Below are 17,304 nucleotides of genomic sequence, written 5' to 3' on the forward strand. Positions count from 1 at the left end.
ACATTATTTTATTATTTATGTCAGGATATTTTATTACTTTTGAGGGCGGTGAAGGTGCTGGAAAATCTACACAAGCTCAATTATTGAAAGAAAAGCTGCAAAAAGATAATATTGATGTTCTCTTAACCCGTGAGCCAGGTGGAACAACGGGTGCCGAGGCCATTAGGAAATTATTGTTATTTGGGAATTGCGATTTTTCGCTTAAAGCTGAAATCCTGGCTCATTTTACCGCAAGGTGCGATCATGTAGATCAGGTCATAAAGCCAGCGCTGCAGCAGGGTAAAATAGTGCTGTGTGATCGTTTTATTGATTCAACACTGGCATATCAAGGTTATGGATTAGGTAAGGAAAATCCGGATATTTTGGAATTTATTCAAAAATTATCCAATTTGATAGATTTAATTCCCAATTTAACATTGATATTCGATGCCCCTTATGAAACGCTTATTGAGCGTTGTCTAAAACGTCAAACAAAAATTGATGCTTATGAACAACTCGGGTATGATTTTCATTATCGTGTTCTGAATGGTTTTCAATTGATAGCTAAAAATAATAAAAATCGATGTAAAGTTATCAAAGCTCATAAATTATTGCATGAGGTAACTCGGGAAGTTTACAATCTCGTCACGCATAAACTATCTGAATCAAGATATATTAAAAACAATGACAGCAAAACTAGATGACTCTTTATGGGGACATGAAAGGGAATATGATTGTTTCAAACAAGTCATTTTCCAAAATAAGCTTCATCATGCATGGTTGATATGTGGTGAGGTCGGGGTAGGCAAAAAAACTTTTGTCAATCATGTCATTCGTTTGATTCTTGGTAGCTCTGAAAATGTGTTGGCTAAGATAAGGGCGGGTAGTCATCCTGATTTATTAACGGTTAGTCGAAGAATAGATGAAAAGAAAAACCGTCTTCGTTCGGAAATTTTGATGGATGATATAAAAACGGTTGGAACGTTTTTACGATTGACTTCTGCCAATGGCGGGTGGCGCATTGTCATTATCGAAGAGGCGGATTTGATGAATCAGAATGCGGCCAATAGCTTATTAAAAATTTTGGAAGAGCCACCAGATGCTGCTTTAATTTTTTTAATCACTGCACATCCAAACCGTTTGTTGCCAACGATTTTAAGTCGTTGTCGTAAATTAATGCTTCATCCCTTATCAAATACTGTTTTATTAGAAGCCTTGATTAAATTAGCCCCCGAATATTCTGAGGCAGAATATCAAAAGATAATTACCCTGTCTCAGGGATCGATCGGTAAAGCATTATCATTATTGAATTCTGACGCCTCAAATTTGCAAAATATTGTTGATGCCTTTTTCGAGAAGCCTTTTAAAGGAAGTGAGCTGAATGAAAAAGTTAAGTATATTTTACAAAAAGAAGATGGATTTTCTGTTTTTTTTAGCTTATTGACAGATAAATTCAATATGCTGATCGGTGAGGCTATAAAATCAAGGCAGAAACGATTTGGCAATCCATCTCGAACAGTAATGGAATGGATTGACATTTGGCAAAAAATTTTAAAATGGCATAAAGATACAGAATCTTTTAATTTGGATAAAAGACAAACCCTAATTTCCGATTTCGAACTAGTAAGTGAATTATGAAAAACCATTATATGATAACCACCCCGATTTATTATGTAAACGGGTTACCCCATATTGGTCATGCCTATACCTCAATCGCTGCGGATGTTTTGGCCCGATTCAAACGATTGGATGGATATGATGTATTCTTTTTGACGGGTACTGACGAGCATGGACAAAAGGTAGAGCAGGCTGCCCACAATAATGAACAAACATCGGAAATATTTGTAAATGAAATTTCTGCAAAATTCAGAAATATGGCTGATCAGTTAAACATATCATATAATGATTTTATACGAACGACCGAGGAACGTCATAAAAGAAGCTGCCAGACTTTATGGAAAAAAATCGCTGATGCTGGTCACATTTATCTTGGCGCTTATGAAGGGTGGTATTCACTCAGGGATGAGTGTTATTATAGTGAAGATGAACTAACTACTACAGCAGATGGACAAAAGATTGCGCCCACAGGGGCACAGGTCAAATGGTTAAAAGAACCATCCTATTTTTTTAGATTGTCTGCCTGGCAAGACAAGTTGTTGGAATTTTATGAATTGCATCCAGAATTTATCGGCCCAGAAAGTCGTAAGAATGAACTGTTAAGTTTTGTAAAATCTGGTTTACGTGATTTATCCATCAGTCGTACGAGTTTCAAGTGGGGTATTCCAGTTCCAGGCGATAAGGATCATGTCATGTATGTATGGTTCGATGCGTTGACAAATTATATTTCCGCATTGGGCTATCCTGATACGGAATTATCAGATCGGTGGCGTTTTTGGCCAGCAGATTTGCATTTGGTGGGGAAGGAAATTGCACGTTTCCATGCGTTGTATTGGCCAGCTTTTTTAATGGCGGCGGGTTTGGAAGTTCCCAGACGAATATTTTCGCATGGCTGGTGGACTGTTGAAGGTGAAAAAATGAGTAAATCAGTAGGAAATGTTGTTGAGCCTATTGAATTGATCAATGATTTCGGACTGGATCCTGTCCGATTTTTTCTTTTGCGTGAAGTTCCTTTCGGTGGAGACGGAGACTATAGCAGACAATCCCTGATCAATCGCATGAATAATGAATTGGCCAATGATCTGGGTAATCTTGCACAGAGAACTTTGACTCAAATTACCAGAAATTGTGACAGTATTTTACCAGATACTGGAAAAAGATTGGATGTGGATATACAGTTGATAGCAAAAGCTAAACTGTTGCCGATTTTATTAAGGGAACAAATGGACCGTCAGGCTTTTAATGAATCTTTAGAGGATATTTGGAAGGTTATACGCGCTTCAAATGCATATATCGATCATCAGGCGCCATGGAAATTGAAAAAAACTGATTTCGAGCGTATGAAGACTGTTTTAAGAACCTTGGTTGATGTGTTGCGCGAAATTGCCACTTGTTTACAGCCATTCATGCCTAATAGTATGGATAAATTATTGACCCAGCTTGGGGTTGGTAAAAATGAACGTAATTTTTCAGATCTTGAAAAAGAAATTCATTCAGGAATAAAATTACCCTTACCTTCTCCTATTTTTCCTCGTTATACGGAAGCTGAACAAATCTGATGCATCTGGTTGATTCACACTGCCATCTTGATTTTTTTGATGATGATGAAAAAAAAGCCATTATTGATCGTGCAACACATGCAAGTTTGGGTGAAGTTGTAACAATAGGAACGCGTTTATCAAATGCGCGGCAGCAAATAAGAATAACCGATTATACAACTGATCATTTGAGTGTATGGTGCACGATTGGAACTCATCCTGAATATGTGATGGATGAACCTCTTTGTTCTGTTGACAGAATTGTTGAATTAACCAATCATCCCAAAGTTATAGGTATAGGTGAAACCGGACTTGATTATTTTTACGGTAAACAAGAGGCTTTTGAACGACAGAAAGAATCTTTTGAAAATCATATCCGTGCCTCGCAACAAACTGGATTGCCTGTATGTATTCATGCCCGGGATGCAGATGATGATATTGCCAAAATCTTAAAGAGAGAGACAGAAAAAGGGGGAGGATTTCCATTTTTAATTCATTGTTTTACATCTAGTATGAAACTGGCCGAAACAGTTCTAGATTTGGGTGGATATATTAGTATTTCAGGTATAATCACTTTTAAAAAAGCCCAGGATTTACGCGATATCGTTCTTCATTTACCTCAAGATAAAATTCTTGTTGAAACTGATTCTCCTTATCTGGCTCCCGTACCATTTCGGGGCAAACAAAATGAACCTGCATATGTTTATCAAACAGCAGAATTTATGGCAAAATTGTTGGCGGTTGATTTTGAAACGTTTAAAAAACAAACAACAGATAATTTTCATCGTCTTTTTAAAAAGGCGTCTTTTTAAAGGTAAATTGTTTAATGAAAATCACTATTCTGGGATGCGGAGGTTCGGGTGGTGTCCCATTGGTAGGAGGTGATGATGGTCAGGGGAATTGGGGAATATGTGATCCCCTGGAACAAAAGAATCAACGAACTCGATCCTCTATCGTTATTGAGTTGAATAATGGCAAAAGAATTCTAATTGATTCAGGTCCTGATATACGAACTCAGTTATTGAGAGAAAAAATTGGCAGGGTTGACGCTGTCATTTATTCTCATGCACATGCAGATCATATTGCTGGTCTGGATGAATTGCGTTCAATCAACAGAGTTTTGGGTAAAGCCTTACCAATATATGCAACGAAAGATACATTATCTGAATTGAAATCAAGATTTGCCTACGCATTTAAGCCATGGAAAACCCAACCATATTTTTTTCGTCCAGTTTTGGATGTTCATCAGATTGATTATTATGATAACTTCATGATTGAAAATCAATCTATTCAAACATGTGAACAGATACATGGTTTTTGTAAATCCATGGGCATACGATGTGGTGATGTGGCATATTGTACTGATGTGGTTCGGATTCCAGAACAAGGGTTGAAAATTTTATCCAATCTTGATCTGTTTATTGTGGGATGTTTTCAACGGAATGAACATCCTGCCCATGCATGGATTGGCAAGGTTCTGGAATGGAAAAAAATTATCAAGCCAAAAAGAACGATTTTAACGCATATGGGACCTGATATGGATTGGAATTGGCTAAAGGCAAATCTGCCGCCGGACATCGAAGTTGCCTATGATGGACTAATTCTCTATTCTTCGTAATCATACAAATAATAAATTAAAACATACAAGAGTATAATATGACTGCTGCATCTGACGGTTTAATCAAGGACGCTCCCTTTGCAAGGGCATTAAGTGAACGCTATCTGGCCTATGCCCTGTCAACAATAATGTCGCGTTCATTACCAGATGTAAGGGATGGATTGAAACCTGTTCATCGTCGTTTGATATATGCCATGCGTCAATTGAAACTTGATCCAAAATCAGGATTTAAGAAATGCGCCCGTATTGTTGGGGATGTTATTGGTAAATATCATCCCCATGGGGATGCCGCTGTCTATGAAGCGCTCGTTCGTCTCGCACAGGATTTCGCTGTACGGTATCCCTTAATTGAGGGACAGGGAAATTTTGGTTCCATTGATGGTGATAATGCTGCGGCTATGCGTTATACAGAATCCCGTATGACAAAAATTGCCCAGTTTTTATTGCAAGGTATCGATGAAGATTGTGTTGATTTTCGTGATACCTATGATGGAGAGGAAAAAGAACCTGTTGTTTTACCAGGTGCATTCCCAAATCTTTTGGCAAATGGTGCAAGCGGAATTGCTGTTGGAATGGCAACAAATATTCCCCCACATAATGTGGGTGAAATTTATCAGGCCGCTATGACCCTTATTAAAAATCCTGATGCTTCTACACAGGATTTGTTGCATTTTGTAAAAGGTCCAGATTTTCCAACAGGTGGGAAAATTGTTGAAAATCAAAATGTTATTCAACAAACTTACGAAACTGGTCGAGGCTCATTAAGGCTCAGGGCAAAATGGGAAGTTGAACATGGCCGATTTGGAACTTGGGTTATCGTTGTTAAGGAAATACCCTACCAAGTGCAGAAATCCAAATTGATTGAACAGATAGCCACTTTGATGGAACAGAAGAAACTTCCATTATTGGCAGATATAAGAGATGAAAGTACTGATGAAATACGGCTTATATTAGAGCCCAAAGTTAAAACAGTGCAGCCTGAAATTTTAATGGAATCCATGTTTAAACTGACTGTCTTGGAAAACCGGTTTGCTTACAACATGAATGTGCTTGATCGTAATGCCGTTCCTAAATTGATGGGATTGAAAGCCATTTTGAAATCATGGTTGGATCATCGTTATGAAGTCCTAAAACGTCGAAGTCAATATCGGTTAAATGTTATTGAACAGCGATTGGAAATTCTGGAGGGTTTATTAGCGGTATATCTAAATCTTGATGAAGTTATTCGTATAATTCGAGATGAAGATGAAGTTAAAACTGTTTTGATGCAAACTTTCAATCTGTCAGATGTTCAGACTGAAGCCATTCTCAATATCCGTTTGAGAAGTTTGAGACGATTGGAAGAAAATGCAATAAAAAATGAATATGCACAACTCACCAATGAAAAATCTAATTTAAAAACGTTGCTGGCAAGTGAATCTCTTTGCTGGAAAGAAATCAACAAAGAATTGAAAGAGGGTTTGAAAACGTTCGGTCAGTCCGATGATGGTTTGAGAAAAACGGAAATTTCTGAAGCGCCTAAAACAATAGATGTTATGGATATTCTGGAAGAGGTGGAACGTGAACCTCTGACAATTATTTTATCCTCCAAAGGTTGGATACGTGCTTTGAAAGGACATAATCTTGACAGTGATAAGCTGAAATTCAAAGAAGGGGATCATTTATTTAAAATATTGGAATGTCATAGTAATGATCGAATTTGCATTATCGGTAGTGAAGGTAAATCATTCAATATAAAGGCATTAGATTTACCAAGAGGCCGAGGTGATGGTCAACCTATACGTCTTCTTGCTGACATAGCAAATGATGCTGAGATTATTGAATTTTTTATTTTAGATGAAAAAAAGAAATATGTTCTTGTTTCAACCTCAGCAAAGGGATTTGTCATTTCTGGGGAAAATCTAGTTACTGAACGGAAAACGGGTAAACAAGTTCTAACTTTAAAGGATAATGAAAAAACATTCGCTTGTCTTGAAGGTAAAGGAAATTATATTGCCATTGCGAATTCATCCAGTAAATTTCTGATATTTCCCCTAGAACAAATTCCTGAATTAAAAAAGGGTAGTGGTGTTCTATTACAGAAATTGGGTAAAGGAAAACTGAAACTGGTTATAGTTTTTGATTCTGAGATTGGTTTTACAATGCCTGGTCAAACAAAAGTCAGAAATTTTGAAATATTGGAAAATTATATAGGTAATCGTGCATCTGTTGGACATAAATCTCCTAATTGGTTGAGAATTTAGTCTTATTCTAGTCCAAAGGATATTTATAAAATAATTAATTAATTAATTAATTAATATTTAAAATATCCCCATATAGATGAAAATTATAACTGTTTTAATAATTTTGCCGCTACTGGAGCAAAATAAGTCATAACTGCATTTGCTCCAGCTCTCTTGAAACAGAGAAGTGTTTCAAGAATAGCCTGATTATTATCAAGATAACCACGGTTAATCGCGTTTTTCAACATGGCATATTCACCAGAAACCTGGTAACTGACAATTGGAATATTGAATCTATCTCTTACCATCCGGATTATGTCCAAATAGGGCAATCCCGGTTTGATGATAACTGAATCAGCACCTTCTTGAATATCGAGTTCTACTTCAGAAAGAGCCTCTCGACTATTGGCAGGATCCATCTGATAAGTTTTTTTATCGCCTTTTAAAAGTTTTCCAGATTCCAGCGCATCTCTGAAAGGTCCATAATAAACACTGGCATATTTTGCGGCATATGACATGATTCGTGTATTAACAAAATTATCATTGTCCAATGCCTTTCGGATTGCCGCGACCCTACCATCCATCATGTCAGAAGGCGCGATAAAATCCATACCTGCTCGGGCTTGATTAATCGATTGCCTGACTAGTATCTCTATGGTTTCATCATTGGCAACATAACCATTTTTTATTATTCCGTCATGGCCATGGCTAGTATAAGGATCAAGAGCTACATCCCCGATTAATAATATTTCTGGAAATCTTTTTTTAAGTTCTCTTGATGCACGGCAAATTAGATTATCGGGATTATAGGCTTCCTTTCCCTCTGGATCACGTTTATCGTTGGTGGTTACAGGAAATAATGCAAGCGCGGGGATATCCAGATTTGCAGCAGGTTCTATATATGCAGCCAGACGATCAACAGTAACCCGTTTAATTCCAGGCATTGAAGAAACTTCTGTTTCAATATTGTTGCCCTCAATAATAAAAATTGGCCAAATCAAATCATCTTTACTTAATTTATTTTCAGCTACCAGACGACGCGTTGCAGAATCAATTCGATTGCGTCGCATACGAGTCAGAGGAAAGTTTCCAATCATGGTATCAATCCTTAATTAATTATGAAATTTCTGTTGTAATTTACTGTGTTTATGACCATAAAGCCAATAAATAATTATACCTATGAACATCCATCCCCCAATGGTTAACCATGTTATATTGCTTAGGGAATACATCAGCACACAACAAACCAAAGTGCCAAATATCGGTATGATATCGCCACCTGGCACCTTAAAACGCCGAGGGAAATCTTTATGGGTTCGACGTAAAATCATTACTGATATACATACGAAAAAAAAGGCGGATAATGCACCTATAGAGCACATTTCACTTAAAATTGAAATAGGAATAAAGGCAGATAGAATACAAATAAAAACCATAAAAAACATGTGTGATAGATGAGGAGTTTTATGGTTGGGATGAATAACAGAAAAGAATTTGGGAATCAAACCGTCTTTGGAAAGGGTAAAAAAGATACGTGTTTGACCTACAAGAAGTAATACAAGAACAGGAAAATAACCAATGATGATACTGAATTTGATTACGGGCTGTAACCATTTATAAGGGGTGTGATCAATGGCTGTTGCCACAGGTGCGCCATTGCCAAGCAATTGATGAAAATTGACAAGCCCAACAATAACAAAGGCAAACGTGACATAAATGAGTGCTGTAATTGTAATGATTATTAAAATAGCTTTCGGGATATCCCTTGATGGATTTTTAACTTCCTGTGCAGTAGAAGCTACGCTATCAAAACCTATATAGGCAAAAAAGATCATGCCGGCAGCTTGAAAGATTCCTGAAATGCCAAAATGACCAAATTGACCTGTATTTTCTGGGATAAAAGGCTTGAAATTGTCAAAATCAACATAGGAAAATCCAAAAGCGATAACAGCAAATACAACAAACAACTTGATCAAAACAATCATATTGTTCATTCGAAAGGATTGTTTAATCCCTTGTATCAGATAAAGAGACAGAAATATGATGACAAATGTGGATGGAAGGTTCAATATCCCAGAAATATTCTGGCCGTTTATATTTATTTTCTCTAGTGGTGAAGCGAAAAATTGATAGGGTAGGTGTAAGTGAAAACTTATCAGAATTGACTTTAAATATTGTGACCAACTTACCGCTACCGCTGCTGCTCCGACAGAATATTCAAGCACCAAATTCCATCCAACAATCCAGGCTATAAATTCTCCCATAGCGATATAGATATAACTGTAAGAACTGCCCGATTCTGTAATCATTCCAGCAAGTTCACTGTAACATAATCCTATGAATGAACATGCCAAAGCTCCTATTAGGAAAGAAAGAAGTACGGCGGGACCAGCATGTTCTGATGCAGCAATACCTGTAACTGTAAAGAGTCCGGTTCCAACAATTCCACCAACGCCAAAAAAAATCAGACTAGGCATGCCGATTACGCGCGCCAAACCGTTTTCATGCTGGTTATTTTCTATGGATTTTTTTCTAAATAGTGATTTTCTCTTGGATAGATCCATAGAATAGCCCTTTTTTAAAATTTATCACAATATCGTGTAAAGTTCTTAAAATAAATCATATTTTTTTGGAATTTATTTTTTCAGTAATAGCGTATTATCTTACATATTTAATTGCAGAAAATCACAAAATTGAATATTTAATAAAGAGTCTCTTAAATATGTAGTTTTCTAGGAATCCATGAATGTCCGAAAATAATTTATATCATCAATTTTTTCAATCTGATGTTTCTCAAACAGATCCTGAGGTTTACGCAGCTTTACAAAGCGAACTTACCCGTCAACAGGACGGTATTGAGTTAATAGCAAGTGAAAATATTGTTTCCAAGGCAGTTTTAGAGGCTCAGGGTAGCGTATTGACGAATAAATATGCTGAAGGATATCCCGGACGTCGTTATTATGGCGGATGTGGTGAAGTTGATAAGGTGGAAGTTCTGGCAATTGAACGTGTCAAGAAAATTTTCAACGCGCAATTTGCCAATGTTCAACCACATTCTGGTGCGAATGCTAATCTGGCTGCATTTATGGCTACTGTCAAACCTGGTGAAAAAGTATTGGGAATGAATTTGGCAGCGGGTGGACATTTAACCCATGGTGCGGCACCTAATTTTTCTGGAAAATGGTTCCATGCATTGCACTATGGAATTCGAAAAGATGATGGCTTGATTGATTATGACGAGCTCGAAGCGACTGCAAGAAATGAAAAACCACGTTTGATTATTGCAGGTGGATCTGCATATCCCAGAATTATTGATTTCGCCCGTTTCAGAAAAATTGCCGATGAAGTTGGTGCTTTTCTGATGGTTGACATGGCTCATTTTGCTGGATTGGTTGCGGCAGGCCTTTTCCCAAATCCAATGGATTACGCTGATATTGTCACCAGTACAACGCATAAAACTTTACGTGGACCTCGTGGAGGAATTGTTTTAACAAACAGTCCCGATTTGGCTAAAAAAATCAATTCAGCAGTATTTCCCGGATTACAGGGTGGTCCATTGATGCATGTCATCGCTGCAAAAGCGGTGGCCTTTGCTGAAGCAATGCGTCCAGAATTCAAGACCTATCAAAAAGCGGTGGCAAATAATGCCCGTGTATTGGCAGACACTTTGATTGAATGTGGATTTGATATTGTTACAAAAGGTACAGACAGCCATTTGTTACTTGTTGATTTACGTCCCAAGAAAGTAACGGGAAAACAGGCGGAAGAAAGTTTGGAAAGAGCGGGAATAACCGCAAATAAAAATGCGGTTCCTTTTGATCCGGAAAAACCGGCCATTACTTCTGGTATTCGTCTAGGTAGTCCAGCAGGGACAACTAGAGGGTTTGGTGAAGCAGAATTTCGTGAAATTGGTCTTTTGATAAATGAAGTTCTAACCCCATTGGCAAAAGCCAAAGATAATGATAACAGTTTTGCAGAAAAAGCTGTTCGCAAAAAAGTCATGGCTTTATGTAAACGCTTTCCCATATATAAACACTAATTATTTCAAGGGTATTGCAGATTCAGCCATTTCATAAATTATGGCGTTTATTGCCCCCATATCAGCGAAGATTTTATCTAAGCAAAGTGGGGGAGATATTAGCACCTTCCATATCATCAGAACCCTTTTGTGATCAAAGCGTAATTATAATTGGTGAGTTTTCAAAAGCTTCTGGTTTGGGTGAAGGTGCGCGTATAATGTATAATGCACTCAAAAACGAAAATGTTACTGTCCAGAAAATCGATATTGACCCCTATGGTTTTTCTTATACAAAATATAAGGAAGCGTGTAGAATTTTATCAGTTTATCCATACGCATCATTGATTTTTCATATCAATGCCCCACAGTTGGCATTTGCATTATTGAATTTACCTCGTTTTTTATTGAAGAACAGAAAAATTATAGGTTATTGGGCATGGGAGCTCGAAATTTTGCCAAAAGAATGGGAGGTGGGTTTCAGATTTGTTCATGAAATATGGGTACCCTCTCGTTTTGTCGCAAAAGCCGTTAAACATTGGGCTAATAAATATCAAAAAAAGATTACGGTTGTTCCTCATCCTATTGCAGCATATCCTGTAGCAATTGCGTCAAGTCTAACTCGTGAAAGTCTTGGTTTACCCCAAGCAACTTTAAATATATTAACATCATTTAATCTTTCTTCATCTTTTGTTAGAAAAAATCCTATAGCCGCAATCAGGTCTTTTAGAAAAGCGTGTGAAACAATAGCGCATGATAAAATTAGCCTTATTCTCAAGGTTTCTTATATTAATGATTTCCGTCAGGATTTTAATGAATTAAAGAAAGCAATAGATGGACAAAAAAATATCATTCTTTATACTAATTTATTGACAACAGAGGAAAATAGGGCGCTTATATTTCATTCTGATATTATTTTGTCACTTCATCGTAGTGAAGGTTTTGGGTTGGTGCCAGCAGAAGCTATGCAATACGGAAAAGCTGTTATTTCCACTAATTGGTCTGCAACTAGTGAGTATATTGATGAAAACTGTGGTGTTCCTGTTAATTACAAACTGATACCTGTAAAAGACCCACGAAAAGTATATGAATTGCCGAATGCCTTGTGGGCTGAACCTGATATTGAATTCGCTGCTAAAAAAATTAATGAATTGTTTTACAATGAAAACTATCGTAATAATTTAGGTGTTTTATCTAAAAATAAAATTAAAACGATATTTAATTCAAAATTTTTAAAAAAAAGATTTAATAATTATTTGGTAAGAAATAATGGATAAATCATTTAATATTTTAGTATGGCAATGGGGTAGAAAGGGAGCGGGACCAAAAATTGCTGTTGAATTGTCAAATGCTTTAAGATCTATTAAAAATTTAAACATTCTACTATCCTTATCCGATCGGGCTGAAATTATTGATTATAATCCGGAATGTCAAATTGGTATAAAGTTTAAAACATATTCATCAATATTGGGATATTTAATACGATGGATAGAGTCTCCTTATTGGATATTGTATTTGATATATCATCTTAAAAAAAATAAGGTAGACTTGGCCATATGCACAATGCCGGGATTATTAGACATGATTATGATTTCGGCCTTGAAAATATTGAAAATCCCATGTGTTGTAATTATTCACGATGCTTATCCTCATCCGGGGGATGGATATCTTTTTCAACATTTTTTGCAAAGACAGTTGATTAAGAATTCAGATTTGATCGTAACTTTTACTCAATACGTATACAATCAATTAAATAAAAGGAATTTTTTATCAAAATCAAAATTTATAAGGGTATGGCATCCCCCTTTAAAATATGATTATGAAAATATTTCTGTTTCAAAAAACAAAAATAAAATACATCTTTTGAATTTTGGTCGTCTTTTGCCTTATAAAGGATTTAATCTGTTAAATGACGCTTTAAAATTAGTCAAATCGGATAGGTCTTATATAGTTCGTATAGTAGGGCAGGGTCCAAAAAGCAAAGTTTTAAAACTGTTAAATCGTAGAAAAAATGTATATGTCGAAAATAGATGGGTTCCGGAAAATGAAATTGCATCCATTTTTGAATGGGCGGATGCTATAATCTTGCCATATGAGGAGGCCAGTCAAAGTGGTGTTTTGGCCATTGCCCTGGCATTTTCAAAACCCGTTCTAATAACAAGGGTAGGAGGATTAATGGAGCAATGCAATCATAAAGACCTTGTTTTTTTATGCGATCCCAATCCTGAAGATATAGCCAAAAATATTGAGAAAATTCTGGAGTTGCCTTTTCCATTAAAAAGAGAACATATGGATACGTCACATGAATGGAAAAAAATGGCAAAGGATTTAATTTCGCAAATAAACGAGAAATTCAATTTTCATTTAAAGTTAGATACTCGATGACAGAAGTTTCAATTTTGACAGAAAATTTTGCTGGAATGAAAACGCAAGCCCTTGGGTTTGTTAAAAGGGCACAATTCGATTACAGTTTTCATCAGTTAAAACCTAGATTTCCTTGGAAATTTATTTCAGCACCCTTTTGGCCCAATCCTTTGAAAGCGGTATTTCCTTTTCAACCAAAAGATAATTCTGTAATTGTAAGCGTAGGAAGTGTGGGGGGTGTTGTAAATGCCGACTTACGCAAGAAAAATCATATAGCCATACATATACAGAATCCGCGTATCGCATTAAATAAATTCGATCTTATCATTGCCAATCCTCATGATAATATTAAAGCGGATAATGTTCTTGTATCGCGTAATGCATTGCATCATATAACTCCCTCATTGCTATCTGAAAATTTGCATTATTGGAATTCCATTCTTCATGATCCGGTAAAACCATTGATAAGTGTTTTGCTGGGCGGAAATAATGGCAGATTCAAATTTGGTGTAAAAGAAGCTGAACAGATTGCTTATCAATTAAAAAGGGTTATTACTAAAAACAATATTTCACTTGCGGTAACTCCTTCAAGAAGAACGAATCCTTCAGCTTTAAAAAGATTGAAAGAGATATTATCACCATTTAGTGTATATATTTGGAATGGTGAGGGAGAAAATCCCTATTTAGGATTACTGGCATGTGCTGATTATATATTGGTTACAATTGATAGTGTTTCAATGGTTTCTGAGGCTATTGCCACTTCTGTACCAGTAATGATCTTGCCATTGCCCGGTAAATCAAAAAGAATTTCTTCCTTCATCAATTCAATGATTAATGAAAAACGAATCAGGATGTTTGAGGGGAAACTTGAAACATGGCGTGTCACTTCGATTGATGATACAGATGAGATCATCAATCAAGCAAAGTTAAAATTAAAATTATAAAATTTTATTAATAATTTACTTTTATTTTTTCTTAAAAAGAGTATATTGAATACATCTTTAATGATTTATCTTAGTTGTAACAGGGTTTATTAAGATTTTTATTAAAGATGTATTTTAAATATATTATTTAATTAAAATTAAGGGTCACTATAAATGCTAACCGAAGCTCAAAAAACGCTTGTTAAAAATACAGTGCCAGTTTTAAGAGAGCATGGCATTGAACTAACTTCCTATTTCTATAAACGGATGTTGAATAATAATGCTGAACTTAAACAGATTTTTAACCGTGGACATCAAGAAGCCGGAAAGCAACAGCATGCACTTGCTACGGCTGTCCTGGCATATGCAGAAAATATCGATAATCCAACCATACTAGAAAATGCTTTCATTCATATTGCCAATAAACATGTAAGCCTGAATATTCGGGCGGAACATTATCCTATTGTTGGGGAACATCTTCTGGCATCTATTAGTGAGGTATTGGGTGAAGCCGCTACAGATGATTTGATCGAAGCTTGGGGAGCTGCCTATCAACAATTGGCTCAACTGTTAATTGATATTGAATTGGGCATATACAAAGAACAGATCAGGGAACATGCATGGACAGGTTGGAGAGGATTTAAAATAGTCAAGAAAACTCCTGAAAGCGAACAAATCACGTCGTTTTATCTACAACCGGTTGATGGGGGCAAGCTTCCGGAATTTTATCCTGGACAATATGTTTCAGTTCGAATTTATGTCCCAGAATGGAATTTAATTCAGCCGCGTCAATATACATTATCTGATTCTCCTGGAAAAGATACGTTGCGTATTACAGTTAAACGTGAAGATGGTAAGGGGAAAACTCCGGCAGGTAAGGTTTCCAATCTACTTCATAAGAGTTATGATGTTGGAGATATCATAGATCTGTCTGCACCAGCAGGAGAATTCTATCTAAATCAGCAAGGGAAAAATCCGATTATTCTTATGAGTGCCGGGGTTGGAATTACTCCCATGTATTCCATGCTGTCTTTTCTGCATGAAAAACAAAGTAATCGTTCTGTCCATTTCATTCACGGAACACATAATGGTAAACAACATGCCTTACGTGAAAAAGTAAATGAAATTGTTGCAAAAAGTCCCACTTTTAATCGCTTTATATTTTATTCAAAACCTGATGGTGAAGATAGACAGGGAATAGATTATGACTATCAAGGGCGTATGGACATCAATAGGATAGATCAGTCAATTTTTGATAAAGATGCTGATTATTATCTTTGTGGACCTGTTGAATTCATGAAAGATGAGGGTAAAAAATTGAAGGAAAAAGGTATTCCACCTGAAAAAATTCATGTTGAGGCTTTTGGAACAGGAGCTTTTAGCATTTAATCAATTAAATGTTTTACCATGATATTTATATACTTTTTTTAGAATATTCTATACTCTGTCTATAGAAGACATCTTTTGAAAGAGAGTAGTCATGGTAAAATATTATAAAATGTTAATATTGTGTATTTTGTCATGGATATTTTTTGATAATTCGCTTGTAAAAGCACAAAATAATTTAAATTTTCCTAAACCAGTTAACTTGATATTTGATGTGTATAACAAGAATTTACATGTTATTGTTATAAAGGCATCGTACGTATTAACATCGGACAATTATTTTGCAAAAGCTCATTTTAATTCTGCAGGTGTTATAAGTCTTTTCATAAATCTGGATATGATGTCATCAGTTCAAGGAGAAATCAATAATAGTAATTTGTTACCAAATGAATACCAATCATCTGGAAAATCCAAAGGTAAGAAATTCGTTGCTAATATAGATTTTAACCATAAACAAAATGTAAAGATAGAAAAACTTGATCCTGCGATTGAAGACAATCGTGATGTTGTGACTGAAAGTCAAAGGAATAACAGTATAGATATCTTAAGTGCAATGTTGCAATTGGTTCAGCGGGTCAGAGCGAATAAAAACTGTAACGATCAGTTTAAGATTTTTGATGGCTCTCGTATATTTACGTTTCAAAGTAAGGCGGCTGGTACAATGCTTATACCATCTTCGTGGACAAGCCCCTATAAAGGAGAAGCATTATTTTGTAAGGCGGTGGCTCAACAAACGGCTGGTCTCAAACGTTCACGTCACCGCGCTCTATCAGCACAACCCCAACCTGGATATTTATGGTTTAAAGAGATTGACAATATAGGAATGTTACCTGTCCGTTTTGAATTTAACAATCCAAAAATGGGAAATGTAATAGTAATTCTGAGACAGGCTACAAAATGATCAAGGTTTTTTATCAATCATTTTCTCAGCAATTATTGGCACATCCTTTATGGAGCGAGCACGCATGGTTGCTTCTTTTCCAATACACAAATCACCATAGCCCCATTCAGCAAATATGCTTCCCGTAATGTGAGCGTTCCTGGCGACAAGAATATCATTTAAGTGATCACCTACCATTACAGTTTTAGTTGGTAAAACTTGAAGATAGTTGATTATTCCTAAAAGATGAACCGGATAAGGTTTTTTATCTGCAAAACAATCACCTCCAGCGATAAAATCAAAATATGATTGCAGATTGAGTTTTTCCAAAATATTCTTGGCTGCTTGCGTAATTTTATTGGAACATAAAGCTATTTTCCAACCATTTTTTTTAAATTTTATTAGAACTTCTTCCGTCCCTTCAAAGGGTTTGGAAAGATCAGCCGCATGTGGGACATAATCCTTGATAAATCTTTCAATAGCCTCATTTCTGTCAATAAAACTTGCCTCTTTTCCTGCATTATCTAGAATTTTTTCAATTGTCACCTTAATTCCGTCACCCAATGTAGAACGCACTGATTGTGTACTGATAGGAGGCAATCCATAGGATTTCAGCAAAGTCTGACAACTGCGATCTATATCTGGAAGACTGTCAATTAAGGTTCCATCCATATCAAATACGATCAAGGGATAAGGTTTTATATTCATAATTTTTGTTTTAAGCCTCATTTGGGATATAAAAAGTGTAAATATTTTGATAGT

General features: G+C 36.0%; 15 protein-coding genes. 12 read left to right on the forward strand and 3 right to left on the reverse strand.

Annotated features, from left to right (window positions below):
- Positions 1–17 precede the first annotated feature (17 nt).
- Genes tmk through parC form a run of 6 tightly spaced genes read left to right on the forward strand, consistent with a single transcriptional unit; the run spans position 18 to position 6,995 of the window.
- Positions 18–683, forward strand: a complete 666-nt coding sequence (gene tmk / locus GN303_RS04160; protein WP_110438965.1) for a dTMP kinase — start codon at positions 18–20, stop codon at positions 681–683.
- Positions 664–1,617, forward strand: coding sequence for an AAA family ATPase (locus tag GN303_RS04165; RefSeq protein WP_110438966.1), 954 nt, complete (start codon positions 664–666; stop codon positions 1,615–1,617). The genes tmk and GN303_RS04165 overlap by 20 nt, the downstream gene beginning before the upstream one ends.
- Positions 1,614–3,155, forward strand: coding sequence for a methionine--tRNA ligase (metG, locus tag GN303_RS04170; protein ID WP_110438967.1), 1,542 nt, complete (start codon positions 1,614–1,616; stop codon positions 3,153–3,155). The genes GN303_RS04165 and metG overlap by 4 nt, the downstream gene beginning before the upstream one ends.
- Entirely contained in the window at positions 3,155–3,946 is a 792-nt protein-coding gene (locus GN303_RS04175) for a TatD family hydrolase (RefSeq protein WP_110438968.1), read from the forward strand. The genes metG and GN303_RS04175 overlap by 1 nt, the downstream gene beginning before the upstream one ends.
- A gap of 14 nt (positions 3,947–3,960) precedes the next feature.
- Complete coding sequence (locus GN303_RS04180; protein WP_110438969.1) at positions 3,961–4,752, forward strand: MBL fold metallo-hydrolase; 792 nt, start codon at positions 3,961–3,963, stop codon at positions 4,750–4,752.
- Between the two features lie 38 nt (positions 4,753–4,790).
- Complete coding sequence (gene parC / locus GN303_RS04185) at positions 4,791–6,995, forward strand: DNA topoisomerase IV subunit A (RefSeq protein ID WP_110438970.1); 2,205 nt, start codon at positions 4,791–4,793, stop codon at positions 6,993–6,995.
- Positions 6,996–7,078: 83 nt separating this feature from the next.
- On the opposite strand, the gene hemB is transcribed toward parC, so the two are convergent.
- Both hemB and GN303_RS04195 read right to left on the reverse strand, forming a co-directional pair.
- Positions 7,079–8,071 (reverse strand): porphobilinogen synthase, encoded by a 993-nt coding sequence (hemB, locus tag GN303_RS04190; protein WP_110438971.1) that lies wholly within the window; start codon positions 8,069–8,071, stop codon positions 7,079–7,081.
- Between the two features lie 15 nt (positions 8,072–8,086).
- A complete protein-coding gene (locus GN303_RS04195) occupies positions 8,087–9,538 on the reverse strand; it encodes an APC family permease (protein WP_110438972.1) in 1,452 nt (483 codons plus the stop codon).
- A 182-nt stretch (positions 9,539–9,720) separates the two neighbouring features.
- Here GN303_RS04195 and glyA point away from each other — a divergent pair, with 182 nt between their 5' ends.
- The 6 genes from glyA (at position 9,721) to GN303_RS04225 (ending at position 16,563) form a co-directional block, all read left to right on the forward strand.
- Entirely contained in the window at positions 9,721–11,013 is a 1,293-nt protein-coding gene (gene glyA / locus GN303_RS04200) for a serine hydroxymethyltransferase (RefSeq protein ID WP_110438973.1), read from the forward strand.
- An 86-nt stretch (positions 11,014–11,099) separates the two neighbouring features.
- Positions 11,100–12,266, forward strand: a complete 1,167-nt coding sequence (locus tag GN303_RS04205; protein WP_156188446.1) for a glycosyltransferase — start codon at positions 11,100–11,102, stop codon at positions 12,264–12,266.
- Positions 12,259–13,374, forward strand: a complete 1,116-nt coding sequence (locus tag GN303_RS04210) for a glycosyltransferase family 4 protein (RefSeq protein WP_110438975.1) — start codon at positions 12,259–12,261, stop codon at positions 13,372–13,374. The genes GN303_RS04205 and GN303_RS04210 overlap by 8 nt, the downstream gene beginning before the upstream one ends.
- On the forward strand, positions 13,371–14,297 hold the full coding sequence (locus GN303_RS04215) for a mitochondrial fission ELM1 family protein (RefSeq protein WP_110439023.1): 927 nt from the start codon (positions 13,371–13,373) through the stop codon (positions 14,295–14,297). Before GN303_RS04210 ends, GN303_RS04215 begins: the two co-directional genes overlap by 4 nt.
- A gap of 153 nt (positions 14,298–14,450) precedes the next feature.
- The gene (gene hmpA, locus GN303_RS04220; RefSeq protein WP_110438976.1) at positions 14,451–15,665 is read left to right on the forward strand and encodes an NO-inducible flavohemoprotein; all 1,215 of its coding nucleotides are present in this window, start codon (positions 14,451–14,453) and stop codon (positions 15,663–15,665) included.
- Positions 15,666–15,756: 91 nt separating this feature from the next.
- Complete coding sequence (locus GN303_RS04225; RefSeq protein WP_110438977.1) at positions 15,757–16,563, forward strand: DUF3108 domain-containing protein; 807 nt, start codon at positions 15,757–15,759, stop codon at positions 16,561–16,563.
- Here the strand turns inward: GN303_RS04225 and GN303_RS04230 are convergent, their stop codons facing one another.
- Positions 16,564–17,250, reverse strand: a complete 687-nt coding sequence (locus GN303_RS04230; RefSeq protein ID WP_158523882.1) for an HAD family hydrolase — start codon at positions 17,248–17,250, stop codon at positions 16,564–16,566.
- Positions 17,251–17,304 lie beyond the last annotated feature (54 nt).

Source organism: Commensalibacter melissae (assembly GCF_009734185.1).
Taxonomy (GTDB): domain Bacteria; phylum Pseudomonadota; class Alphaproteobacteria; order Acetobacterales; family Acetobacteraceae; genus Commensalibacter; species Commensalibacter melissae.